Raw genomic sequence first — 26,180 nt, forward strand, 5'->3', positions numbered from 1 at the left:
TCTATTTATTTCTTCTGCACATATTTCAGACAGTCAAGTGTTACAGCCGCAATGATGATGATACCTTCAAATACAAACTGAAGGTTCGTATCAATACCGAGAATGGTAAGGGAATAGGTAAGCGCTGTGAAGATCATAACACCAACTACCACGCCTGAGATCTTACCGATACCACCGGTAAAGGATACACCGCCCACAACACAGGCTGCGATCGCATCCATCTCCCAGCCCTGACCATAGGCTGCAGAACCGGAGCCAACCATTCGTGCGCATTCAAGCCAGGAACCGAATCCGTAAAGAATACCTGCCAGAATGAAAGCCCCGACCGTTACACCGAATACGGAGATACCCGAAACTGCCGCTGCCTCCGGGTTGCCGCCCACTGCGTACAGGTTTTTGCCGAAGGTTGTCTTGTTCCAGATGAACCAAACAATTGCGATTGCTGCAACTGCCCAGATAATGATGGTGGGGAAACCGTTTAATTTAGGAATGATCATATTGGGTATCGTCGGCTCAATGGCACCGAAGGATACACCTTTAGTCGCGTATGTAACAAGTCCGAAGATGACCAGCATGTTCGCCATGGTCGATATAAACGGATGCATTTTAAATCTGGCTGTAAAAAAGCCTGCGATCGCTGTGAAGAAGGTACATAACACGATACACACCAACAGAGCCAGGATCACTCTCACACCAATAGGCATCCCTGTAAAATCAAACACATGTCCGAAAACCGCGCCTGTATTAATGCCCTGATGCATGATGATCGTTGCGGTTGTCATACCCATACCAACCATACGGCCAATGGACAGGTCCGTACCGGTAAGGAGGATCAGTCCGGCAACACCCAGCGCCAGGAACATCCTGGGGGAAGCCTGCTGAAGAATGTTCAATACATTGTTATAGGTAAGCAGAGGTACATTTTTTACCATAGGTGTGATCGCACACAGCATGATAAAGATCAGAATGATGGCAATATACAATCCGTTCTGCAGAAGAAAGGCTCTGCGGTTGAATGTATATTTATAATTTTCCCATTTCTGCGCTCTTGACTCCACAAAGGTGAATTTTGACATACGAAGCATATCAATCAGATGATATTTGTAGTTATATGCCATATGTCTTCTGTCTTTTACCTGCTGAAGGTCCTTTTCCAACTGCATTTTGGCGTCAAACAGCCGGTTCTTGTAAACATACTTTTCATCCTTTATCTCCTGATGATCCGTAAGTTTTGACATGATCTGCTGATGCTCTTTTTCCAGTTCCGCAATCCTTCTGCGGTGTTTTTCCTGGACGGCTGCTTTTTCCTGCTCACAGCTTTCTTTGACCGGCTGATAATAATCCCTGTCAAAATGCGTTTTGAGATATGCCTCCGCGTCGGAGATCAGTTTTGAAACCTCATCTTTATTTTTTGCCTCGACCGCCTTTGCCTTCTCCATCTCTGTCCGGATTTTGGCAATCTCGGCATCTTTCTCTTCTTTTGTAAAATTTCTGTCTCTCTTTATACTGTCGATTTTATTCTGAAGAGAGATCACTTTGTCTATTCCATCCACTCTGAAGCTGTCGATCTTTGCCTGAATCTTGCCGACATAATCCTCGATTGGCTGACGCAGCTGTATTTCCTGTTCAGCCGTAAGAATCTTACTGTTTCCTTTCGCCATATCCTTCCATCTCCCTCATTATAGGTATTTTGCGCTGAGTCTTAAAAGTTCTTCCTGATCTGTCTCTTTTGTGTTCACGATTCCGGAAAGGTGTCCGTTTGACATGACTCCAATGCGGTTCGTGATTCCCAGAATCTCGGGCATTTCAGAAGAGACAACAATGACGGTCTTTCCCTGTTTTGCCATGTTGATGATCAGCTCGTAAATCTCGTATTTTGCACCCACGTCAATTCCTCTCGTCGGCTCGTCCATCATGAAAATCTGGGGACCACGCTCCAGCCATTTTCCGAAAATGACCTTCTGCTGATTGCCGCCGGAGAGGCTTGAGATCATATCATCCGGGCCCATGCACTTGGTATGCATGATTTTGATCTCGTTTGCCGTTGCCTTGATCATTTTTGAATCGGAGAGTGCCACCCCCGACTTATACTGTTCCAGGTTGGCGATCGTAGTGTTAAACGTAAGGTCTCCTTTCAAAAAAAGGCCGTTTGCTTTCCGCTCCTCTGTTATCATGGCAAATCCATGTTCCATGGCTTCCTTGGCGCTGCTGAAATTCATCAGACGGTTATTAAAATAAACACGCCCGGCCGCCCTGGTGCGCACACCGAAGATGGTTTCCAGAAGCTCTGTCCTGCCTGCCCCAACCAGGCCGTACAACCCGAAAATCTCGCCTTCTCTTACGTCAAATGAAATATCCTGTAAATGAGGTTCAAACTTTGTGGACAAATGCTGAATGGACAGAATCACATCCTTTGGCGTATTGTCAACCGGCGGGAATCTGTTTTCAAGAGAACGTCCAACCATAGCTGCAATAAGTTCATTCATATCTGTGTCTTTGGAACTCTTTGTCATGACCAGATTACCGTCACGGAGTACGGATATCTCATCACAGATCTCAAAGATCTCATCCATTTTATGAGAGATATAGATCAGGGAGATTCCCTGCTCTTTTAACATTCTCATCATCTCAAAGAGCTTATCCACCTCCTGTACTGTCAGTGAGGATGTAGGCTCATCGAGAACGATCACTTTTGAGTTATAGGAAATTGCTTTTGCGATCTCACACATCTGTCTCTGTGATACAGACATATGACGCATGGACTGTGTGAGGTTTACGGTCATGCCCAGTTTTCTGAAAAGCTCTGAGGCTTCTTTTTTCATTCTGCCCTCGTCGATCACTCCCATGGAATTGGTGGGATAACGTCCGAGGAACAGGTTATCGATCACATTTCGTTCCAGACACTGGTTCAATTCCTGATGAACCATTGCGATACCGTTCTCAAGAGCATCTTTCGGTCCGGAAAAGCTCACTTCCCTGCCTTCAAGGAAGATATTGCCCTCATCCTTCTGATATGTACCGAAAAGACACTTCATCATTGTGGACTTACCAGCACCGTTCTCACCCATAAGCCCCATGACCGTTCCGCGCTTCACATCCAGGTTGATATGGTCCAGCACTCTGTTTCGGCCAAAGGACTTGCTCATACCGCGTATGGATAAGACGATATCATCTTTCTTATCTTCCATATATTTTTACTCCTGTATGATTTTTATAGTCATAAACAATAGAAAACATGCTTCGCAGGCTTTCTATTTTCGTAAATTATTAGGGAGAATTTCTTCTCCCTAATAGTCTGCATTTCAATGGATATTGTAACTACTCTTTTGCACGGTCAGCGCAGTAAATGCGCAGACCTGACTGAACAGTTACTGGATATTACTGATTAAGCAAGGATGTATAAGAAGCTGCATTGTCTGTCTTCACCATGTTGATGGCAAATGCATCGTACTGGCTTGGATTTCCGAGACGGTTTGTGATATTGGACTCTGTCTGTCCGTCACCGCCGATGTAATCCACATCCAGGTTAAGAAGACCATCATAGTTCTGAAGAAGCGGCTGGTATGTTGAGCTTAAGAAGTTATCGGATGCATTGTAGATGTCAAGCCATACCTTCTTTGTAGGATGTGAACTTTCCTCAAGCTGAGTGGAAACCGGCTCATAAACCTTTGTGGAATCTGTGAAGTCCTGGTAGTTGTCAGCAGTAACTGCTACATTCAGTGCGTAGTAGGAACGTTCGTCCTCTTTGTATACATATACGTCATCGCCCAGAACATTGCCTGCTTCATCCGCTGTACCGATACCGGTGTCAATGTCTGCTCCGTCAAGGGCGTTGCGCAGAACACGAAGGGTCAGGTATGCCTGAACATCTGCATGCTGGCTGATCGTTCCGCCGTATCCTTCCGCGATAGCTGCTACCGCGTCGTTGTTTGCATCGTATCCGAAGGTCGGAACCTTGTTGTCCTTTGACCATGCATTGAACATGGACATGCCCATACCATCATTATTGGAAACAACAACATCAATCTCCTCACCAAAGGAGGATGCCCATGTACCAATCGCATTGCCTGCTGTAGCCGCATCCCATGTAGCGCCTGCGGAGTTCTTCATCTCCTGGGAAGCCAGCTCACGGATCGTATAGGTCTTGCCGCCTGCTTCTATGGAACCATCCTGTACGGCTGCTGCTGATCCGTCTGAGTTTGTTCCGACCGGTTCACTGTTGATATCGCCGTCCTTGTCGATTCCTGTGCCAAGGGCTTTCCGAACACCTCTTGTACGAGCAATGGAATCATTATGTCCGATATCACCGATTGCCAGAACGTATCCGATCACGCCGTCACCGTTGCGGTCGATTTTATCAATATTTTTCTCGATGTAATCTTTTACCATTTGGCCCTGAAGCTCAGCGCCCTGGTTTGCATCGAATCCGACATAATATGTATTGTCATTATATGAAAGTGCTGTCATATCAAGTGCCCCGGTAGAACTGTTGGACGGCTGGCGGTTAAACCATACTAAAGGTTTGTCTTTGTTTGCCACGTCTGATGTCTCGGCTGCCGGTTCCTCTGTTTCTGTCTTTTTTGTTGTGTCTGTCTTTTCTGACGAAGAACCGCCAGAGCCGCATGCTGTAGCTGAAAGTCCAAAAAGTACCGCCATTGTGATCAAAACAATTTTTTTCTTCATATACTTATTCTCTCCCTTTCCTTTGACACTTTTTTCCGTGTTCTTTGTTTTTGTTGATATTGACAGTATATCTGATGCAGGAGGAAGAAAACATAGAATATTTTTCTATGAACATTAAAATTTTTAAGGTTGGGTTTGGTATTTGTGACAATAGTGTAGGTGTTTTTCGTGTAAAAAGGGCTGTGCATTGATTTTTTGGTCAATGCACAGCCCTTTATACTTCTTTATAATTTCCAATATATATTAATGCGTCAGATTAAAATCTTCATCGCACATTTACGAATAATTCTTCGGCATCAAAGTTGTCTAAAAGACGCTCTATACCGCCTTCAATCTCATATTTTAGACTTGTCAACTGAATACCTATGATATTCTAAAGTTATTCTGTTTATTATATCCGTTTGCAGTTACCATCGAAAACATATAAATCGTTCATGCCTACTGTATCTCGCACAAGGTTAGATAAGTCTATTCCGTTCCAAACAATATCAGCATATAGAGAACCTCTGAATTTATATGTCACATCCTCCGTGTTGGTCATTTCCAATATCCAATAGCCAACGTCTGTTTCATAAATCTTAATATACTGATTACTAAAAAAATGTGAAATGGCAATCATTAACTTTTCTGCTGACTCCTTGGTTATAGAGAAATTATTGTTCCTTGCTTCCTCATATTCTCCACTGACATTACCAAAATTATATCCGGAGAACCAAACTTGTCCTTCTGCATTAATTATAATATGCTGTTCCACTTCGTCATACGGTTCCGGTGGAGAACCATAACAAATATTATTTGAAATAATACACACCTTCTTCAGTGTTCCTTGAAACCCGAAAGGACTTCCTCCTGTAAGCACGGCTAATCTATTAAGAGCAAGCAGAAACCATATACGATTATTTGCTTCTGAAATCTCTGCGCCCGTGTATGCCCAATGGTTGAAATATCTCCACCGTGAATAAATAGCTGAGCCAAGCAATGGAATATCTTCAATATCATCTATAACTTTTTCCAATGCCTCATGATCGTAGGCTGCATTCCCGTATTTTTCAAAAAAAGTATGTCCGCAATCCATCTCAAAACCAAGCTCTGCGCAGTCATCGGCCATATTACGTTCAAACAGTTCTGAAAAATTAATAGTTTTGTCTGAGAATTTATCAGCCCATTTTACAGCAAAATTATGGATTTGTTTTATTTCATCCATTGTAATACACCTCCATCATTAAATTTATTTTTCAGCCATGCTGGTTTCAATCCACCATCCCTGTGCATCTTTGAAACCATTTCTTTTCATAAATGGCTCCAGAACAAGAATTTGCTTAGTCTTTGGTATTTCAACACCTTCTGCTTTTAGAATTTCAAAAATCATACGACGTAATTTATTTGCTAAAACAAACCATAAATCTATTTTTTCTTTTACCTTCTTATATTCTTCTGTGCCTACGTCAAAGTCATATGCCTCATCTTCTATCCACCATGCTTTATTTTCGACCACAGCAAATAATGCCGCCAAGTCCGACTCTGTATTGATATCATTGATGGCTTGTTCTACACATTCAATCGTCAAATTAGAGGGAAGTTCACTTTCCATTCCAAATGCAGCCTTTATGATCATTCTTTTTATGTAGCCTCCTTTTATTAAGATGATACATCCCCATCCATTTCTTTACTTAATTGATTCTACGTTCATAAATAACCGCATCCATTTCTTCGGCCTTACTTTTTATATAATTATGAAGCATATGATCCAAGTTCACCCCATCTTCTACGATCCAGACAACCATATTATCAGATCGTTCTATAATTTTATAAATATTTTCATCATATTCAAGTTCTGCTTCCATACCTATGGATACCGTTTTTAATTTTATCTTTAATTTCTTTATAATTTCACCAAGCGTATAATAAGTTTTCTTATAAAATCTTTCATTATCAAAACTAATGACATCTGCATCTAATTCCGGATATCCTTCCGTATTTATCCACAGATTATATACATATTCTTTTTCTGTCTTTACTATATAAATCCCTAAATCTTTCAATTTATTAGATTTTAAATTAACTACTACAATTTTTCCTTTTTCTAATACCTTCCCGTAGTTAGCTATATCATAAATAAACCGTATATTTTCCCAATTCCAGTTATCCATATAAATCATATCTTCTAATTTGATGTCAAACTTTTTACAAAATCCATATTCTATCAAATCCTTTAAATCAATAAGATTCTCACTTATTAGGTTGATATCCAGAGTAATTGCCATACATCACCTCTTAATCAAAACTCGTCATTACCAATTTTATGAAACATAGCTACAACCACTTAACACTTCTTTCTGTATATCAATAATAACCCTTCTACCTACTTTATCAATGCTGACACCTAATACCACATATCTATTTCCAGTTCCCGGTCAACTAACATTTTACTCATAGTTTCCGGAACAATAGACAATTTAAAAACTGTCAGTTTTTTACCTACAGTTGCAGATTCCCCATATATGTGAGAAGATTAAGGCAGTACCAAACAATACAGGAAAAGCGAAAAAGGACGGTGTAAATAAATGAAACGTATATTTTTTGTAGAAGATGATTTGAGTTTGATCAATGGTCTGTCTTTTGCCATCAAAAAGCAGGGATACGAAACAGACATAGCCCGCACATATCTTGAGGCGGAGAAAATGTGGATAAACGGTAAATATGACTTAGTCATTTTAGATGTCTCTCTCCCCGATGGTTCCGGCTATGATTTATGTAAAAATATCCGCAAAACATCAAAGGTGCCGATCATCTTTCTCACCGCGGCTGACGAGGAGACGGATATCATCATGGGACTTGATATCGGCGGTGATGATTACATCACAAAGCCCTTCAAGCTAGCTGTATTCCTATCCCGGATCAATGCCCTGCTCCGCAGGAGTGACAATTTTAACCAGGCCGATGCAGAGCTTGATTCCAACGGGATAAAAGTTCAGCTCTTAAAGGGCGAAGTCTATAAAGATAATGAACTGCTTGACGTAACGGCAAGTGAATATAAACTTTTGTGTTTGTTTATGCAAAATCCGGACATTGTCCTTTCGCCTGAACAGATTCTGAGTAAACTCTGGGATTGCGATGAAAAGTATATTGACAGCAACACGCTTACCGTTTATATCCGCAGGCTCCGCACAAAGATTGAAGATAACCCCAGCCAGCCGAAGAAGATCGTGACCGTCCGGCGTATGGGATACAAGTGGAATACTGTGGATTAAAACGTGGAGGTGCAAAATGAAAATACTGGTGAATAGAAAAATCAAATTATTTTTTTCCCTGTCCGTTCTGTCTGTTATGATCTTTTCCCTGCTTTCTGTTCTCTTGATTTGTTTGAACGTGAAACATGCAGCTATATATGTGCTGGCCCTATCTCTGTGCATGGTTTTCTTTATACTGGCAGTTGGCTATTGGTATTTCAATGACCAAAATAAGATCATGGAATATGCGGTCACACAGATGAAAGAATATGTGTCCGGAAATGAAAACGCGCGTATTGAATGTAACGACGAAGGCGAATTATACCGGTTATTCCACGAGGTCAATGCTCTGGCAGCCATCCTGAATGCTCATGTTGACAACGAGAAGGCAACAAAGAAATTTTTAAAAAACATAATATCCGATATTTCCCATCAGCTAAAAACACCGCTCGCTGCCCTTAATATCTACAATGGGATATTACAGGAAGAAGCAGTGGAATACCCCACGATCAAAGAATTTGTGGATTTTTCGGAGCAGGAGCTGGACAGAATAGAAACCCTTGTGCAGAACCTGTTGAAGATCACAAAACTGGATTCCGGTACTATCATGCTGGAAAAAAAAGTGGAAAATGTATCTGAGATGATGAGCAGAATCGAAAGCCACTTTTCCTACCGTGCGGAACAGGAAGAAAAGAACTTCTCTCTTTTTGGTGATGACACGGTCACATTATTGTGTGACCATACCTGGATGATGGAAGCAGTCAGTAATATAGTAAAAAATGCTTTTGACCATACGGAAAAGGGAAATACCATATCGGTTGAATGGAAACAGTCCGCATCGGTTGTCCAGATCATAGTGAAGGATAACGGAAGCGGCATTCACCCGGAGGATTTACATTATATATTTAAAAGATTTTACCGAAGCCGCTTCTCCAAAGATACCCAGGGTATCGGACTTGGGCTGTCTCTTGCAAAGGCTATTGTGGAAGCACACAGCGGAACCATTGAAGTTGACAGTGAACTGGGAGCAGGTACCACATTTACACTCAGTTTCTTAATTCCTACAAAATTGTAGGCTTATTGTCATCTGCCAGTAAGGTTCACATGGTAGACTTTCCTTATCAAGAAAGAAAGAGGTGTTTCATTATGGACTTATTGGAAGTCAAATCCATTTCAAAAACTTATGGCAGCGGCGAAACAGCCGTACACGCTTTAAAAAAAGTCAGCTTTTCCATACCAAAAGGTGAATTTGTGGCAGTGGTCGGTGAGTCAGGTTCCGGCAAAAGTACACTTCTCAACATGCTGGGTGCCCTGGACACCCCAACCTCCGGCAAGGTCATTATCGACGGTAAGGATACTTTTTCCATGAAAGAGCATAACCTTACGGTTTTCCGCCGCCGGAATATCGGCTTTATCTTCCAGGCGTTTAACCTGATTCCGGAACTGACAGTGGAACAAAATATCATTTTCCCTGTACTTCTTGACTATCAGAAGCCCAACAAAAAATATCTGGAGGAGCTTCTTCATGTGCTCAATCTGGAAAAACGCCGCCATCACCTTCCCAGTCAGCTATCCGGCGGCCAGCAGCAGCGAGTCGCCATAGGGCGTGCATTGATCACCCGGCCCTCCCTCATCCTGGCGGATGAGCCTACCGGAAACCTGGACTCTCAAAACAGCAGTGAAGTTATCGCGCTCCTGAAAGAAGCATCGAAAAAATATGAGCAGACCATTATCATGATCACACACAATCGGAGTATCGCACAGACGGCTGACCGTGTATTGCAGGTAACGGATGGCGTACTGACCGATCTGGGGAGGTGCCATGAATGAAAAGCTATCTGAACCTTGTTACCATTTCAGCGAAAGTGCATAAACGGCAGAATCGGATGACAATATTATGCATCATCATATCCGTACTGCTGGTGACAACTATTTTCAGCGGAGCGGATATGATGATCCGGACAGAAAGTATCTTTTTGCAGAAAAAGCATGGCAGCTGGCATATTCAGTTAGAAAATCCGCCAAAGGAAGCCGCAGATAAGATCATCAGGCGCCCTGATGTTACCGCCGTGGGATGGTCAGAAAAATTTAATGATGACGCAGAACTGCCTTATTACATCGGTGAAAAAAAAGCAGTCCTGTGCGGCACCGATGAAACCTATATGACCCGGCTTACAGATGGACTTGAGGAAGGCAGTTTTCCGCAGAAGGATAACGAGATCCTCCTCAGCAGCAATGCAAAGATTGCTCTCCATGCACAGATTGGCGAAAGCATAACCTTACGCACCCCTGCCGTTGATACAGACTTTATTGTGTCCGGTTTTGGCTCTGATGAGAAAGAGTATTATCAGGGACAGACCTATCTGGTGGCCGTATACATGACACGGAATGCTTTTACCGGAATCATGGAACAAAATGGCATAAAAAACAATCCATTCTGTTATATCCAGTATCAGGATGCCGGCAAGGCTGAAAAATCCATGTCGGATTTGCAGGAACAATATCAGCTTCCGAAGGAAAGTATCTCTGAAAATACGGCGGTCATGGGGATTGCAGGAAAAAGTAAGAATACGTCCATAATGAGTTTCTACGGGATAGCGGCTGTTTTATTTGTACTGGTGTTGTCAGCAGGGGTATTGATGATTTCCAGCAGTATGAACAGCAACGTGGCCCAGCGGACAAAATTCTTTGGTATGATGCGCTGTATCGGTGCAAGCCGCAGCCAAATCATTCGTTTTGTCCGGCTGGAGGCTCTGAGCTGGTGTAAAACCGCCGTGCCTGTAGGCATGGTTCTGGGCACAGCAGTCAGTTGGGTACTTTGCGCGATACTGCACTATGGCATTGGCGGTGAATTTTCCGTGATGCCGGTATTTGCACTCAGTCCTGTCGGACTCATAAGCGGTGCGGTGGTTGGTGTGGTAACTGTGCTTCTAGCGGCTCGTTCCCCGGCAAAACGCGCTGCCAAGGTTTCTCCGATGGCAGCAGTCTCAGGCAATGGGGAGACAAAGCCCTCTGTAAAACATGCGGTTAAATCAGGATTCGGCAAAATCGAGTGGACATTAGGTGTTCATCATGCCATAGCTTCCAAAAGAAACTGGCTTATGATGACAGCGTCCTTTTCCCTCAGTATCATTCTGTTTCTCTGCTTTTTTGTAGGAATCGATTTTGCAGGCCAGCTTCTTCCGTCTTTTCGTTCCTGGCAGCCGGATATCAGTCTGAACGGTTATGCCAATTCTCTGGTACTTGACCGGCAGCTCAGTGATGAAATCAGTCAGATACCTGGTGTTTCACATGTATTCGGCAGTTCCTACATCAATAAGGTTCCGGTGACCTCCTCACGGGAGGGCATTGAGAATATTAATCTGGTTTCCTATACTGACTATCTGCTGGATGGCTCAAAAGACAGAGTCGTTCAGGGCGATATTTCCACAATCTATGGTGACAGCAATTGTGTCATGATCATCCGCAATAAGGACAATCCAATGAAAGTGGGCGATACCATCCGGATTGGCGAAAATGAGATGAAGATCACCTGCGCCGTATCAGACGGTTTATATCCAAGCGAAATGGGCGTAATATGTTCCCAGGAAACCTTTGACCGGCTGATGGGGGAACAAAATTATAGTCTGATCTGTATCCAGCTCGGTAAAGATGCCACGGAGAAAACCGTGCAGAAGATCAGTGATCTTACACAAGACGATGTAATTTTTACAGATAACCGACAAAGTAATCAGGAAATCAAGGCTACCTATCTGGCCACGCGTTTCATTGGTTATGGTTTTCTGGCAGTGGTTGCCATGATTACGCTGTTTAATATTATCAACAGTATTTCCATGAGTGTGACCGCCAGGATAAAACAGTACGGTGCCATGCGGGCTGTCGGCATGGACGGAAACCAGCTCACCGGGATGATTGCCGCCGAGACTTTTACCTATGCGGTTTCCGGCCTGATCGTCGGTTGTGTGATCGGACTTTTGCTCAGCGGTTTCCTGCATGTCAGACTGCTCACACATTTCTTCGGGATTCCATGGGAATTCCCGGTAGTCTTACTGGGCGTGATCATTGTGTTTATTCTGGTCTCTGCCGCCGCCGCTGTCTATGCTCCCGCCAAACGACTGCGGAATATGGTTGTTACGGAAACTATAAATGAACTGTAAGGAGGAATTATGTTAAAGCGCAGATTTATTCCTGCATTGCTGCTCGTGGTGACGCTTATGTTCTGTCTCACCGGATGTTCCGATATCGGCCGCGGCTTACTGAATGAGTTAGAAGATAATAAGGAAGGAATAAAAAGTGAACTGGGAGAACTGAAAGACGGTTTGAAGGCTGAGATCAATGAATGGATGGGCTTTGCCAGCAAATATGCCATAACGAAAGACAAAGATTTGAAGGGTGAACGAAAACTTGGCGTTGATGAATATGCCGGAAGTTATGAAGCATCCTATACACAGTTTAATGGAAAGGAGTATATCTTCGGTGGTACTTTGCTGAAACGTGAGTTCGGCACTGCACTGAAAGCAGCTTACTCACTAAAGATCCAATCCGGTACTGCAGCCTTATATTGGCTGGGCAGTCCTGACAGCCATATCATTTCCGGAGATAAGGAGGTTTATATGATTACAAAAGCAACTGCTGATGATGTTTATGAATTTACAATGACCGCCGGGGATAATTTTATTGTTTTGGAGGGCAATGACTTTACCGGCAGCCTGTCACTAAAAGTAGAATGAGGAATAAAAATCCTTTTGGAAAAACTGTTTCATCCGGAATTATATGGCTTGGCTGTGCGCTCTCCTGTTTATTGCTGGTGCCTGTCTGCATACTTTTTGTGATAATTGATGTTCTTATTGAAATCATAAATACATTCCTGCGTTTCGCAGAGGGGAGAAAAAATAGATGAAGATTCTGGTGCTTTTATTATTTTTATTATTCATCTTAATATGGGTGATTGGGTTTCTGTTCTCACATAAAATTGCTCTGGGGATATTGGTTGCTATTATTATTCTCTGCCGGATGAAAAAAAGTCAAAAAATATAAAAGGTTAAAATGTCGTAAAGGCCGGGTGGCTTTCCTCCACCCGGCCGAAGAATATTGTCCGACTTTGCCAGATAATATCCTCATTTTATTTCGTACTTCTTTGCCAATACCCAGCCAAATAATCCATACGCCGATACAATTTTTATATATTTATAACCATTGATTACAAGAAAATCTTTTAGTTCTTGAGTTTCCTGATAAGGTATTGGCCAACAATGATTCTTCATTTTCTCAAGTAGTGCTAAATTTTCCATGAAAAAACTTTCAATTTTCCACTCATCAATATCAAGAATTATATTACTTTCAAGAACACTTTCAAAAAAGTAGGTTAAAACACCAGAAGCAATAAATTTCCCTTTTTTATTGTATTTTTCATTATATGTATACATCTCCAGTGTCTTACTACTGAAATCCATGTTATATGAGACTATAACGTCATCATGCATATGTTCAACTCCTTTATTATTTCTGTTTTGGTGAATTTTTACTCCAGTCCGCAATATGGTCATGTGGCCATTCTGGATGTGTAGATGGGTTACCATGATTTTTCATATCAATATCCCTTATAACATTTCCCTTTTTAGTTGTTACAGTCTCAGAATACCCCTTTTTATCACCACTCGAACTATTCCCAGACCCGTTTTCCTATTCTTTCTTTTTCTCCTGTCCCCTTTCTAGTTCATCCAGTTCTATCTTACTCTCAGTATCCTCTTCCGTACTCAGCAGTATGCCTATCAAAACTCCTATGCTTATTGCCGCTGCGTCTCCTCCCCCCTCAGACAGAACCTGCCGCTCGATGAAGGACTCTCATGTGATGGCCTTTTTCCATTGGAATATCTGCCTCCAAACCACCCTGATACTTTGCTGACAATGGAGGATGCTGTATTCTTTATCCAGTTCCAGCCTTTTTTAGCTGTATTTACGATTGTCTGGACGATATTATTATTACTTGTACAATGTATAATACAAAAAGCTGCACATCAACCTTTATTCAATGTGCAGCCTTTATTTTTATGACAAACATTTTTATATATTAGGAAACAGCGCTTCGCTTATCTTCGCCATTTGGCTTTCTTCCAAAATGTATGAATTTGCATTTTCTTTTGTAACTATAACCTCAATGATTGTCTTCTCCCCATATTTATTTCCGTCTATACTTCTCTGGAGGCTCTCCGTCAGCACGGCGGCAAATACTCCCGGCTCCGTTTCTTCAATCCCCTGTGTGATTTTTTCGTTGCTTACATCTGTCGCGCTTTGTTCTAAAGTCTGATAAATATTTGAGGGTTCTATTTGTATCTTTACTGTATAATCACCATCTTCTGTTTTCTCGGATTCCAGAACATCGAATTTTGCCAGTTTGTCTATCTTACTTTTTAAAGCAACATATTTTTGTATTTCTTCTTGAGAAATATTATCAACTCCGTCAAATTCTAAATTAATACGTTCTTCAAAATCCTGTTCAAAAATCTTTCTTGCTTCTTTTTCTGATATACCCTGGATTTTTGCATATTCTGCATATTCTTTATGATAAACTGCATCTAATGTACTCTTTACGTATCCTGCTGCGTCAAAAGTTTTTTCTCTTGAACAAGATGTAATTGATATACATAATATTACAACTAATGAAACCCTGATTATTTTTGATACCTTTATCATATCTCTCCCCCTTTACTTAGAACAAATTAATACTAAAAATTTCAAGTACATATATTTAATCTACTATTATCTCATTGGATTTTACAAATATATGAAATCAACTTGTATATATTAATACATACCTTTATGTTTCAAACAAACTTTATTGTCGCTTTTTACAGTGGCTCTTTTAGCAGCTTGTTCAATTTTGTCTCGGAGCATTTTTCTATAGCTAAAGAAATTAAAATCAAAAATCTTATAAAAAATCCGCCTCATCTAGTTTTCATGGGGCCGCTCCCATCATCTTCTTGCCCCTGTGACACGCCGTGACCGCCCGTATTGCCGTTTTCCGGCAGGACTCAGAAAGATGTACCATGAGCCAACTGTATCGGCTCGTTGGTTCGATGTAAAATAGTTCTATTTTTTTGAAAATCATGAAAAATCGTAGGGTCGAAATGTTAGCAGGTTAAAAACCGGATGGCTTCGCGCCACCTGACCGGAGTACATCGCCCGGCTTTGCCGGACGATGTCTACCTTGGTTTTTAAACTTTAATTTGATAAACACATGATTCTATTGAAAAAGAAGTTAACACTTGTTGCTGAATATCAAACTCCATCTCGTCTAAGGTTATGCTTTTTTTAATAAAATCACAATCATATCCTTCGGTGATAAACACATCAAATAATTTAGGTTGCAATCTCTGAATCATTTCTTTTAAGTACCAAAACAATATTTTTAAATTTTCTTTACAACATTGAGAAAAATACTCTCTTGTTTTATCTGCAAATAACTGTTCATTAGTATATTTATCATATGGAAACAGTAGATCATCACTATTATTTGGCTGATTCCGAGACGTCAATGCAAATAAAACTTTTCCTTTCCCTCCTTGCTCTTTGATCATTTTTGATATATCAGAATAAAAATCTATGCCATTGTCAAACCAAATGAAAACATCTTTTTTTTGTGCTATTTTTTTTAGTTCATCAGTTATTTCTGATCCCAATACAGCCGAGTTAAAACAACCAAATATAAAATGACTCATAATTTCCTCCTACTTAATTTGACGGTCTATTATCGTACCCTGGTTTTAAGGGACCTGCTGAATTTCCATTAGGCAGTCCATCATCATTGTACTGATAATTATTTTCATGGGGTTGTAAATCCTGTTGTGTATTTTTATCAAAATGCTGATGGTCAAAATCCTGTCTGTTAAACTGATTGCCATTTTTATCATAAAAGGCTCTACTCTTTACCGTTCCATCCGGATTCAATTGCTCATACACTGAATTAGGTGTTGACTTCTGTGGCGGTTTAGAATTTCCTTGGTTTATGGGTGTCTCATTCTTCGGCGCATTAGTCTCAGAATCCCCCTCTTTATCTTGTTTGGGTTTCTTTTTCTTACTACCACCAGAATCATTCCTATCCTCGTTATCCTTCTTTTTCTCCTGTTCCCTTTCCAGTTCATCCAGCTCTTCCTTACTCTCACCAACCTCTTCCGTACTCAGCAGCATGCCTATCACAATTCCACCGCTTATTGCCGCCGCGCCTCCTAAAGCGCCTCCGACAGCACCTGCAGCTTTCTTCAGCAGCTCCTTTAACAGCTTATCCACGGTTGTCTCGAATCCTTTTTCTATAGCCAAAGAACCTAATGCTGAACAGTTCACAAGATCTGCCTGTTTCTTTATCACGATGGAACGCTGTGTCTGGTACCTTTCAAGCTGGTTTCCGGATAAGCCCAAACCATTCCTCATCTACCCAATCTCTGCATCGCTCATATAGGATGCCTGTTTATTTTAGGCGATATAGTAGTAGCTGGTTCCGAATCTGTTGCCGCAACAGGAGCCTCCTCCTGAGGTTCTTCCTCCATTGGAAGCTCCTTCTCAAACCGTCTGCATACTATACCAGCAATAGCTGATGTTGTATTCTTTACATCCCCTCTTGGATGTTTCTACAATTAGCTAAACATTATTTTCAAACAATTTTCAGCCCCTTGGTTTCTGTCTTTTGGGGACTGTACTCCGCCTTTATATTTTTGAACTAGTAAACACTTATAGATATAATTTAAAAAAATTTTCCATTCTTTCTTTTAGAAATCACTAAACTCTGAATATACAATATTTTCTTCAAGTAACCCATCCGGGTATTTTTCTATTGGATAGTCCTCTTTCACAATTTCTATAAAATAATTAAGTGTATCCATTAATGCCTCATCTATCGTCTTGCCATGTCCTACGGCTCCTTCTGGGGCATTATCAAATTTTCTAATAATTCTTACATCCGTATAGCCAGTAAATACGCCATCCTTGTTTTCATAAATTTTAACTTTCATTTTTCCATATGGTAATATTCCCTGTGCCCATATTTGAAATTCCCCTACACATTTTTCTATGGCATCTATGCCATCTATTTTTAAATTATTCATCATTCATTTTCCCTCCCTACTGCTTACCAAAAGAAATTATAGTTCCATCAGGAGCTAAATCAATATATTTTCCATTTTTATAATATCTGGTTACATTAGATGTCTCACCACGAATATTATGTACCTTCCTTGCTCCTTTTAAGTTTCTAGCAAATTCTTCTGCCTTCCTTAGATATTGTTGTACATCTTTTGCACCTACTTCTTCACCATGCTTTTTGAAATGTTTTAATAAGGATTTCGTGGCATTTTCAAAAGAACCTTTATTCCACTTTCCTACATTTAATTCTGCTTCAGGCTCCTCATCCTTCTTGTTATTGGGCTTATTTTTATTATTCTCCTGTTTCTTCTTTTCTTCCTGCTCCTTAACAAACTCATCCAGCTCTTCCTTACTCTCACCAACCTCTTCCGTACTCAGCAGCATGCCTATCACAATTCCACCGCTTATTGCCGCTGCGCCTCCTAAAACGCCTCCGACAGCACCTGCAGCTTTCTTCAGCAGCTCTTTTAACAGCTTGTCTACGGTTGTCTCGAATCCTTTTTCTATAGCCAAAGAACCTAATGCCGAGCAGTTCACAAGATCTGCCTGTTTCTTTATCACGATGGAACGCTGTGTCTGGTACCTTTCAAGCTGGTTTCCGGATAAGCCCAGACCATTCCTCATCTGCCCGATCTCTGCATCGCTCATATAGGATGCCTGTTCATTTGGAGAAATATAATGATAGCTGGTTCCGTATCCGCTGCCGGGGTAGGAGCCTCCTCCCGTAGGATAACCGCCTCCTGACGGGTAGCCTCCTCCTGAGGGATATCCGCTTCCTGATGGTCTTCCGCCTGATGAAGGACTTCCGCCTGATGGTCTTCTTCCACCGGAAGATCCGCCTCCAAACCATCCGGATACTGTGCTGACAATGGAGGATGCTGTGTTCTTTATCCAGTTCCAGCCTCTTTTGGCTGTATTTACGATTGGCTGGACAATATTTTTCTTAAGCCAGTTCCCTGCTGCCTGGAATCCTTTTTTCGCTTTATTCCAGAAGGATTTAAAAAATTTTCCACTTGGGTCATTATAATTCAAAGGATTGTTCAGCACATACAGATACCGGTTCCTGGTGAGCGGATTCTCTTTTGTACCGCTTTCCGTATCTTCTGTTGTAAAGGTGCCGTTTTCCGGACTGTAGTATCTTGCTCTCAGATACTGAAATCCTGTCTTTACATGGGTGGATTCTGCATTGTATCCGTAATAGTTCACGGCATCGGGTGTTCCTGATGTCAATGCACCGTAAGGATCATAACGGTAACTGTTTGTCAATGCGCCGGCCTGTGTCATTAGTCCGGTCACGCTTCCTCTGCCGTCATATAAATAATAACTGGTTTTGTCCCCTTTATCAACACTGAGACGTTCTGTGCCATAAGTATATGACTGGCGCAGAGTGTCATCTGCTTTATATTCAGCCAATACCTGTGTATTCTCCTGGTTGATATCGTTGATGTATTCGGTCAGCGTATAGCCTTTGGCGTTTACCCCGTTTGGAATCAGGCCGGCAAGCTGCTCTTTCGGACTGTCTCCTTTTTCTGTTCTCTGTGATTCAGGGATCAACACCTCGTCACCGTAACAGTCCTCCCACTTGTAGGTATTGTCAATCTGAAATACCCGGTTCCCGTCGCCATCGCAGAGAGCGGCCATAAGAACATTTTCACCCTGTCTTACCACCGCAAGGCGGTTTTCTGCAGTATACTCATACTGTGTGGGTGTATCATAACTGTTTTCTGTGGTTTTGATCAGATTGCCGTCCCCGTCATATTGGTAACGAACACCCCGGTCACCCCAGATCATACAGTTGATCCGGCGCGTCATCTGGTTGGAATCGCTGTATTCGTATTTGTATTTCTCCTTTGTAAATCCGTCCTCGATCTTTTCATAAAGAGTACGGTTTCCCACTGCGTCATAGGTGTAATTATGGACAGTCTTTCTGCCGCCTTCCACTTTCTCCGTACATCTGGTCAATTCCCAGTTGTCATCATATTTGTAAGTGCGTTTTGTGATCACTGTCTTCTCTTCATGACAGCAGGAAGTATCTTCTGTAAGCTTTTTGCCTCCCCAATTGTACCAGTCCTCATAACTGGGTTCCTTCCGTGTTCCGGCTTCCAGCTCTGAAGCTGCTTCGCTGACAATATATCCCTGGGCATTGTATGTATACGCGTAAGAAGAAATCTCCTTCCCGCAGGAAGTGCAGGTATTGGTGATCTTTGTAATATGATCCTCTGCATCGTATTTGACAGTAGTCTTTGTTTGATTTGGACGGACAGCCGCTGTTACACGCCCTAATGCATCGTAGTCATACTCTGTCACTGACCCGTTCTTATCTGTAACTTTAATTAGATTATCATTCAGATCATATTCATAACCGGTCTTTTTCCCATCCGGATAAATAATCTCCTGCAGGTTGTCCGCTCCGTCATATACATAACATGTCTCTTTTCCGGAACCGTTTATGGCTTTTATGATCCTGCCAAGCGCGTCGTATTCATACCTGCTCTTTCCGGTTCCGTCTTTCATGGAAATACGTTCACCAAACTTATTATATGTATAAGTAACTTTCGGGTCTGTTTCCTTTCCTTTTGCGTCCTCATAGGATTTCTCCAGAAGGTCATTCAGCTTGTCATAATCATACGACACCTTTTTCCCGCTTGGTGATATATGGGATGTGAGCCGCCCTTTTTCATCATAGCCGAATTTTTCAGTGTTTCCCGCCGGGGTTTTCCTTGAGGTCAGATTTCCTTCCAGATCATAGGTATATTCGGTTGTTTTTCCTGCCGCATCTGTAAATGAAGTCAGATTGTCCATATTGTCGTATGCATAGTTTGTGATTCCGCCCATTGGATCAGCCACACGCACAAGGTTGTCATTTGCATCGTATTCCAGATTCGTCTTTAATCCCGTGCGGTCTTTCACAGTGATGATATTGCCGTGAGGATCGTATTCAAATCCCGTTGTCTGCCCAAGCTTATCAGTGATTTCGGTTATACGGCTGCCTTTATCATAATGCCAGGCTGTCTTTTGCTTTAACGCATCTATCACCTCAGTCACCCGATTACTGTTGTCATAGATATTTTGCTCCACATACCCCATGGGATCTGTCACAGTGGTCAGATTATAATTCTGATCATACCCATATCCGGTCTTTCTGCCTCCGGGTCTGGTCATAGATATGATATTTCCAACCGGATCATAGGTAAGCTCTGTAATCTTACCCATAGGATCAGCCGCCTGCACCATTCGGCCTGCCAGGTCATACGCATAGGCATTGCTTCTCCCCAGCGGATCTGTTACTTTTGCAAGGTTTCCGTATTTGTCATACTCAAAACTGCTGCTCCCGTCCAGTGGATTTACTGCAGACAGCATATTATGAAGTCTGTCGTATGTATAGGTTGTTGTACTCTTCTGGCTGTCTGTTTCTTTTATCACATTATCAACTGCGTCATAAGAAAAGCTTCTCTTATATCCCAGAGGGCTTGTGATACTCTTGATCCTATCTGCCTCATCGTATGTATAAGAATACTCACCCCCGTTTGGAAGAGTGATTTTTGTAATGTTGTCACTCAGATTTACTTCATAAACCGTCTTGTTTCCATTTGGATCCGTCATGGATGTCATATTTCCATGTTTATCGTATGTATAGGATGTGATCAATCCTTTTGGCGAAATTTCCTGTACCAGGTTTCCCAGAGTGTCATATTGATACTCTGTGATCAGTTCCATGGGATCTTTATATTTTGTAAGATTTCCTAACGCATCATAACGATACTCTGAAATCTCCTCCATAGGCGTAACTTCTTTTATCTTACGGTCCAGTTCGTCGTACCCATATGATGTTGTATTTCCCCTGCCGTCTGTCTGGCTTATCAGGTTATTATTGGCATCATAAGCAAATATATTTTTTATACCATTGGCATCCACAGACTCTGTCAGGTTATCGTTGCCATCATATTTAAAATTTCTCACAGCGCCCAGCGGATCTGTCTCGGAAATAATACGATTTCGCTTGTCATAGGCGTACTGATAAACCGCTTCGTCCTCTTTCGTCATGGATAACTGATTGCCGGCCTTATCATATGTAAATACTGTGCGGTGTCCTTCTGCATCGGTTACTGCTGTCATGCGGTCCATCACATCATATTCATAGGAAGTAGTGCTTCCATCCGCTTCCTGTATTTCCAGCAGTCTTCCATATTTATCATAGGTATAAACTGCCGTTCGTCCCAGATTATCTGTCTGGCTGGTCATATTGCCGGAAACATCATAGGTATAAGTCATGGAGTGGCCTTCACTGTCCCGGGCACTCAGCATTCTTCCCATTCCATCGTAAGTGTATTCAATAGACAGTCCCTGAGCATCTGTGATCTTCTGCAGACGTCCGAGGCGGTCATAGGACATCTCTGTCTTGTTTCCTGTTGGCAGGGTGATTTCTGTATTTCTTCCTGCCTTATCATACTCATAGCTGTATTCACTTCCCACAGGATCTGTCATCTTCAGCACATTTCCCCTGGAATCATATTGATAAGATGTGGTTCCTTTTAACGCATCGATGACCTGCTTCATATTACCCAGCTTATCGTATTTCATAACCGTAATATTGCCATTGCCATCTGTCAGGGATGTGATTTTTCGCACGGCGTTATAGGTGTATTTACAGGTATTTCCATTGCCGTCCGTACTTTCTGTCAAATCTCCGTTTCCGTTATAGGCTGCCGTATTGACAATACCTTCCGCGTCCGTTTCTTTTACAAGCCTGCCAACCCCATCATATTCTAACTGTTCTGTTCTTCCCTCCTCATCGGTTACAGAAACCTGTCTGTTGGCAGCATCATAAGTATATGACACCACGCCCCCTTCAGGATTCGCTGCGGTAAGCAGATTTCCATTATTGTCATATGTATAGGATATACACCTTCCACTGTCTTCTTCCGCGGTCAGCAGACGTTTTTCCCCATCGTAAGTAAAGGCAGTGACAACACCTGAGACGTCTGTCTTTGAAATAAGGTTTCCCATTGCATCATATACACTGCTTTCGATTCCGCCATCCTGATATCTTGTCTCAATTACATGGCCGGCCGTATCGTAAGATTTCTCCAGTGTATTTCCCTCTGCGTCCGTAAATTTTATCTGCTGTCCCAGAGCGTTGTATTCAGCCACAGATTCATTGCCTTCTCCATCTGTAACACGAATCATATTACCCGCATCATCATATTCATATGAGACCGTTCCTGCTTCCTCGCTGCTCTCACTTATGACACGCCCCATAGAATCATATTCTGTAGTGATCGTGTTGCCTTTGGCATCTGTCTCTTTTATCTGACGATAATTTTTGTCAAATTCATATGCTTTTTCGGCTCCGTTCGGCAGTGTTTCCAGAACATTATTATACATGGCATCATAGACATAAAATGTCTGTCCGCCCTCAGGATCCGTAATAGTAAGTACATGCCCTGTTTTATCCAGTTCGTAAGATGTGGTGGCGCCGTTCTGGTCTGTTTCCGATGTTTTGTTTCCCAAATTATCATAAGATATCGTGCTTACATTCCCCAAAGGGTCAGTTGTGCCGGTCAAAAGTCCCATACCGCTGTATGTATATGTCCATGTATTGCCGTTTCCATCAACGTAAGATACCGGATTCGGACCGTCATAACTGTAAGATGATGTGACTCCGTTTCCGTCTGTCACAGATACAATGCGGTGCAGCTCATCGTATGAAAGCGAAACTGTGGTACCATTCGGATAAGTAACCGCTGTCAAATCTCCATATGCATTATACTGCATAGCTGTTGTACTGCCATCATAATCTGTCATGGAAAGAGGCTGGTTCAGCTCATTATATGTATAGCTTTTGACAGCACCGTCTTCTCTTGTCTCGGACAGGATATTTCCGGAAGCATCATAGGTATAGGATCTGGTTCCCGCGGCTGTTGTCTGTGAGGCCAGTTCATTCCCTGCGTAGCTATCTGTCCGTGTTGTTCCGTCCGGATATTCAACAGATGTGGTGCGGTACTGTTCATCATAGTTGTAGGTTGTGACGTATCCTTCATTATCTGTAGTGGTCGTCCGGCCATCCTCATATGCAAAGGAACAGGTATTTCCATTGGCATCTGTCTGACTTATCACGCGGTTTTCTTTATCATATTTATTTGTCACGACCTGACTGCCATTTTCATCTGTCCAGCTTACCAGGCGGTTTTTCTTATCATATGAATAAGTTCTCGTGTCCCCGCCCGCATTTTTAAAGGAGACAAGATTGTGATTCTCATCATATCCATACTCCACCTGATTTCCATCCGGAAATGTGATAGCAGTGATATATCCCTGCTTGTCCTGTTCAATTTCAAAAGTCTTTCCCGAAGGTGTTGTGATATTTTTCAGATTATACTCATCGTCATATCCCAATACGGTCTGAAAACCTTTCATATCTGTTTTGCTGCGCAAAAGTCCGTATTTGTCAAATGACCAAATGGTTTTATCTGAATCTGTCAGTTCATAACCGATATAATCCTGCTCAGTCCCTTCATAATTTACTTCTTTTAACTGGTAATCATAACCATCCGGTGCAGAATATGTACCGTCTCCGTTCGGGGTAAGAAACAGGTAGCTGCCGTCTCCCCTTGTATAAAGAATGCTGTCATCCTCCATTTTGATCAGAGCCTGCTCATATACAAAAGACCACCCGCGTCCAAAATAAGAGTTCTGATCCGTGGCCTTGGAATTATAACTCCGCAGAATGGAAAATTCACCGTCTAATTCCTGAAGCTTTGCATCCTTCTGTTCCATAAAGAAATTTCCGGTGTTCAGATTCACCGGTTCAAACCCAAACTCACAGTGAAGTCCTCTGCCCATAAGAGCACCGTCTATCTTCATTTTATCCGTATCCGTAAGGGCCGGCGGATTATACGGCACATTGGTTTTGGGATTTCTGATAAATATGGTATTATTCTCCATTACCAGCGCATCCTGTACACCGTTGTCTTTCATAATACCGGAAAGAGGAACGCCATAATATTTTGCTATCTTAGGAAAAGTATCAAATTGTTTTACCTTATATATAACAAAACTGTCACTTTCCTTTTCCCCACTGGATTCGCCGTCTTTAGTGGCGACTGCCTTAATTTTGAAGAGTTTATCCATCTCCAGCTTCGCATACAGATCACTCTGCCAGTTGGAATCTTTGCTCAGATACTTTGTTGCTTCCGGAAATACTTTTAAAAATTCTGTATTATCCGGGAATTTGTACAGCGGATACGCATCCGTCTCATGATGTTTTTCCTTATCCTCATTTGGAGACAAATAGTATTCCACCCTGGATTTACTTTTGGAAACGCCGTCTGCAAATACTCCGTCAAAATTCAGCTTTCCCTTGATATTTTTTTCTGTCATAGGGCGCAGGTTGATCGTAAGGTCTTCTATGGGCATGTCTCTCAGATAAGGATCTTCTGCAGAAGACCATTCAATTGTCATCTTTGGTCCGTAGGGTGAATTGCGGTTGTTCAGTACCTCACACTGCATAGCAGCTTCCAAACCGCTGGCCTCATCGATTGCTTTTAATACCATCCCATAGTTGGGATGTATTCCCTGGATCCAATCATTCACTAAATCTTTAACGTTGTAATCAATGTAGGCATTAATGGCACCACTTGCATTCTGTACATCCATAAATGTATGATTCATGGGCTGATCTTCCCAGGTAACAAATTCTCCCCACTCTGAATCCACACGGTATAATCCGAACTGTGAGGCACCTTCGCTGTAATTCGTCATCTGGCTCACTGAAAACGTGGCACTTTCAATTTTAGAATCTTTTGGTATTGTACTGAAATCATAATTCACTTTCACAAAGGTACGGCATATCATATGCATGGTACCATAGTCCTCTAAATTCATGGACTTGATTCCATCATCATATCCCACATACGGGTAATTGTTATCACCGACATAAGTTGTGGGAGATCCCTGTTCCACACCGATCATACTGAAATTTTCACGGGTCACATTTACTGTCGTTGGATCTATACGTACAGGATACTGCCGTTCCTCGGAATTGAGCCACTCCTGATTTGGAGAGACAGTTAATATAGTACGCCCTTCCTCCTCCTGCAGAGACAGTACGATATTCGTACTGACCGTATCAGCCGCATCAATCATAACAGGCGCTTCCAGAATATATACTGCTTTTGCAGGCGTACTGCCCTCTTCGTATAAGTAGATCACTCCATCCTGTTCTTCTGCTGTAAGTCCTTCAGAAAGAATCTCATATTGGAATTCTGCTGCCTCCACAGGGTGATTCAGAACGATATCCTCTTTTACATTATTGTCTATAACTGTATATTGTACATCGATTCCTTCCTGTACCTGATTATACAGCACAGCATTACCTCTCACCACTGAATTGGAATAATCCCCACTCAGCGGTATAATCTCCAGACGATTCCCGTCCTTATCCAAAACAATTCCTGCGTTCTCGGTAATATTTTTGGGTAAGGTTATCAGATAATCGTTGGCTTTATTAACAAATACATCGCCCTCGGAACGGGTATCCGGCTCAATCAGCTCATTTTCCACGGGCTGCAGTTCCCCGTTCTCATCTTCATATATGCCAAGATAGCCGCCTAACTGTGTCGTATAAGTTCCCTCACCGTTTTTATATGTTTTTGACATTTCGTCATAATCAACCAGTTCCCCTTCTGGTTCTTCCGGTATGGGATAATAATCAGCCGGCTCTTTTAATTCTATTTCCGTCGTGGTCTCTTCTTCCGGATTCTCCTGTACCTGATCTTCCAATGTCAGATCACCATCTGTATCCGTTTCCTGATTCTCCTCCAGGTCTTTTCCGGTTTCCAAATTATCTTCCGGTTGTTCTGTTGTTTCTCCATTTTCATCCACAGAGTCTGTCTTCTTCCTCGTCTCTTTGCTGTCATCTGCAGAATCATTCGTTTTATCCTCAATTCCGGCCTCCTCAGCAGTCAATGCTTCCGGCTTTGAAAAATCTACGTCCCTTATTTTGTTCTCTGAAATCTCTTTCGCCTGAACAAAAACAGGCTCTGTTCCCTGCAGCGATAAAATAACCGCCAGGAGCAGGGCGAGCCATGATTTCCAAAATCTTTTTTTACTTTTCATAGCATTCTCCCTTTA

Annotated in this window: 17 protein-coding genes; 5 read left to right on the plus strand and 12 right to left on the minus strand. The window is 42.0% G+C overall.

Annotated features, from left to right (window positions below; genetic code table 11):
* Positions 1-5: 5 nt before the first annotated feature.
* The 6 genes from WMO65_RS01360 to WMO65_RS01385 all read right to left on the minus strand — a co-directional run bounded on the left by WMO65_RS01360 (position 6) and on the right by WMO65_RS01385 (position 6,947).
* Positions 6-1,661: an ABC transporter permease subunit gene (locus WMO65_RS01360; RefSeq protein ID WP_033143813.1), complete on the minus strand. Its 1,656-nt coding sequence runs from the start codon at positions 1,659-1,661 to the stop codon at positions 6-8.
* Between the two features lie 18 nt (positions 1,662-1,679).
* Positions 1,680-3,188, minus strand: a complete 1,509-nt coding sequence (locus WMO65_RS01365) for a sugar ABC transporter ATP-binding protein (protein ID WP_033143814.1) — start codon at positions 3,186-3,188, stop codon at positions 1,680-1,682.
* Between the two features lie 190 nt (positions 3,189-3,378).
* Entirely contained in the window at positions 3,379-4,683 is a 1,305-nt protein-coding gene (locus tag WMO65_RS01370; protein WP_033143815.1) for a substrate-binding domain-containing protein, read from the minus strand.
* Positions 4,684-5,074: 391 nt separating this feature from the next.
* Entirely contained in the window at positions 5,075-5,887 is an 813-nt protein-coding gene (locus WMO65_RS01375) for a hypothetical protein (protein ID WP_148393080.1), read from the minus strand.
* 24 nt (positions 5,888-5,911) lie between these two features.
* On the minus strand, positions 5,912-6,298 hold the full coding sequence (locus WMO65_RS01380; RefSeq protein ID WP_148393081.1) for a hypothetical protein: 387 nt from the start codon (positions 6,296-6,298) through the stop codon (positions 5,912-5,914).
* 55 nt (positions 6,299-6,353) lie between these two features.
* Positions 6,354-6,947, minus strand: coding sequence for a hypothetical protein (locus WMO65_RS01385; RefSeq protein WP_148393082.1), 594 nt, complete (start codon positions 6,945-6,947; stop codon positions 6,354-6,356).
* Positions 6,948-7,247: 300 nt separating this feature from the next.
* Between WMO65_RS01385 and WMO65_RS01390 the strand changes: the two genes are divergently transcribed.
* From WMO65_RS01390 to WMO65_RS01410, 5 genes are all read left to right on the plus strand, one after another.
* Positions 7,248-7,934 carry a response regulator transcription factor gene (locus tag WMO65_RS01390; RefSeq protein WP_148393083.1) on the plus strand — a complete coding sequence of 229 codons (687 nt, stop codon included), beginning with the start codon at positions 7,248-7,250 and terminating at the stop codon, positions 7,932-7,934.
* Between the two features lie 16 nt (positions 7,935-7,950).
* Positions 7,951-8,988 carry a sensor histidine kinase gene (locus tag WMO65_RS01395; RefSeq protein WP_148393084.1) on the plus strand — a complete coding sequence of 346 codons (1,038 nt, stop codon included), beginning with the start codon at positions 7,951-7,953 and terminating at the stop codon, positions 8,986-8,988.
* Positions 8,989-9,059: 71 nt separating this feature from the next.
* Positions 9,060-9,743 (plus strand): ABC transporter ATP-binding protein, encoded by a 684-nt coding sequence (locus WMO65_RS01400; RefSeq protein WP_033143818.1) that lies wholly within the window; start codon positions 9,060-9,062, stop codon positions 9,741-9,743.
* On the plus strand, positions 9,740-12,070 hold the full coding sequence (locus WMO65_RS01405) for an ABC transporter permease (protein WP_148393085.1): 2,331 nt from the start codon (positions 9,740-9,742) through the stop codon (positions 12,068-12,070). Before WMO65_RS01400 ends, WMO65_RS01405 begins: the two co-directional genes overlap by 4 nt.
* Positions 12,071-12,079: 9 nt before the next feature.
* A complete protein-coding gene (locus WMO65_RS01410) occupies positions 12,080-12,643 on the plus strand; it encodes a hypothetical protein (RefSeq protein WP_148393086.1) in 564 nt (187 codons plus the stop codon).
* 387 nt (positions 12,644-13,030) lie between these two features.
* Here the strand turns inward: WMO65_RS01410 and WMO65_RS01415 are convergent, their stop codons facing one another.
* From WMO65_RS01415 to WMO65_RS01440, 6 genes are all read right to left on the minus strand, one after another.
* Positions 13,031-13,396 carry a hypothetical protein gene (locus WMO65_RS01415; protein ID WP_148393087.1) on the minus strand — a complete coding sequence of 122 codons (366 nt, stop codon included), beginning with the start codon at positions 13,394-13,396 and terminating at the stop codon, positions 13,031-13,033.
* Between the two features lie 580 nt (positions 13,397-13,976).
* On the minus strand, positions 13,977-14,606 hold the full coding sequence (locus WMO65_RS01420; RefSeq protein WP_148393088.1) for a hypothetical protein: 630 nt from the start codon (positions 14,604-14,606) through the stop codon (positions 13,977-13,979).
* Between the two features lie 521 nt (positions 14,607-15,127).
* A complete protein-coding gene (locus WMO65_RS01425; RefSeq protein ID WP_148393089.1) occupies positions 15,128-15,631 on the minus strand; it encodes a hypothetical protein in 504 nt (167 codons plus the stop codon).
* 13 nt (positions 15,632-15,644) lie between these two features.
* Positions 15,645-16,340, minus strand: a complete 696-nt coding sequence (locus WMO65_RS01430) for a hypothetical protein (protein WP_148393090.1) — start codon at positions 16,338-16,340, stop codon at positions 15,645-15,647.
* A 335-nt stretch (positions 16,341-16,675) separates the two neighbouring features.
* On the minus strand, positions 16,676-17,014 hold the full coding sequence (locus tag WMO65_RS01435) for a hypothetical protein (protein ID WP_349063555.1): 339 nt from the start codon (positions 17,012-17,014) through the stop codon (positions 16,676-16,678).
* 13 nt (positions 17,015-17,027) lie between these two features.
* The gene (locus WMO65_RS01440) at positions 17,028-26,165 is read right to left on the minus strand and encodes a DNRLRE domain-containing protein (protein ID WP_349063557.1); all 9,138 of its coding nucleotides are present in this window, start codon (positions 26,163-26,165) and stop codon (positions 17,028-17,030) included.
* Between the last annotated feature and the right edge of the window lie 15 nt (positions 26,166-26,180).

This window comes from Blautia caccae, assembly GCF_040095955.1.
In the GTDB taxonomy this organism is placed as follows: domain Bacteria; phylum Bacillota; class Clostridia; order Lachnospirales; family Lachnospiraceae; genus Blautia; species Blautia celeris.

Coding starts and splice junctions, on each gene's coding strand:
- WMO65_RS01405 (WP_148393085.1), top strand. CDS start 9,740: ATGAAAAGCTATCTGAACCTTGTTACCATTTCAGCGAAAGTGCATAAA.
- WMO65_RS01360 (WP_033143813.1), bottom strand. CDS start 1,661: ATGGCGAAAGGAAACAGTAAGATTCTTACGGCTGAACAGGAAATACAG.
- WMO65_RS01415 (WP_148393087.1), bottom strand. CDS start 13,396: ATGCATGATGACGTTATAGTCTCATATAACATGGATTTCAGTAGTAAG.
- WMO65_RS01440 (WP_349063557.1), bottom strand. CDS start 26,165: ATGAAAAGTAAAAAAAGATTTTGGAAATCATGGCTCGCCCTGCTCCTG.
- WMO65_RS01380 (WP_148393081.1), bottom strand. CDS start 6,298: ATGATCATAAAGGCTGCATTTGGAATGGAAAGTGAACTTCCCTCTAAT.
- WMO65_RS01365 (WP_033143814.1), bottom strand. CDS start 3,188: ATGGAAGATAAGAAAGATGATATCGTCTTATCCATACGCGGTATGAGC.
- WMO65_RS01370 (WP_033143815.1), bottom strand. CDS start 4,683: ATGAAGAAAAAAATTGTTTTGATCACAATGGCGGTACTTTTTGGACTT.
- WMO65_RS01390 (WP_148393083.1), top strand. CDS start 7,248: ATGAAACGTATATTTTTTGTAGAAGATGATTTGAGTTTGATCAATGGT.
- WMO65_RS01425 (WP_148393089.1), bottom strand. CDS start 15,631: ATGAGTCATTTTATATTTGGTTGTTTTAACTCGGCTGTATTGGGATCA.
- WMO65_RS01395 (WP_148393084.1), top strand. CDS start 7,951: ATGAAAATACTGGTGAATAGAAAAATCAAATTATTTTTTTCCCTGTCC.
- WMO65_RS01410 (WP_148393086.1), top strand. CDS start 12,080: ATGTTAAAGCGCAGATTTATTCCTGCATTGCTGCTCGTGGTGACGCTT.
- WMO65_RS01435 (WP_349063555.1), bottom strand. CDS start 17,014: ATGATGAATAATTTAAAAATAGATGGCATAGATGCCATAGAAAAATGT.
- WMO65_RS01385 (WP_148393082.1), bottom strand. CDS start 6,947: ATGGCAATTACTCTGGATATCAACCTAATAAGTGAGAATCTTATTGAT.
- WMO65_RS01400 (WP_033143818.1), top strand. CDS start 9,060: ATGGACTTATTGGAAGTCAAATCCATTTCAAAAACTTATGGCAGCGGC.
- WMO65_RS01375 (WP_148393080.1), bottom strand. CDS start 5,887: ATGGATGAAATAAAACAAATCCATAATTTTGCTGTAAAATGGGCTGAT.
- WMO65_RS01420 (WP_148393088.1), bottom strand. CDS start 14,606: ATGATAAAGGTATCAAAAATAATCAGGGTTTCATTAGTTGTAATATTA.
- WMO65_RS01430 (WP_148393090.1), bottom strand. CDS start 16,340: ATGAGGAATGGTTTGGGCTTATCCGGAAACCAGCTTGAAAGGTACCAG.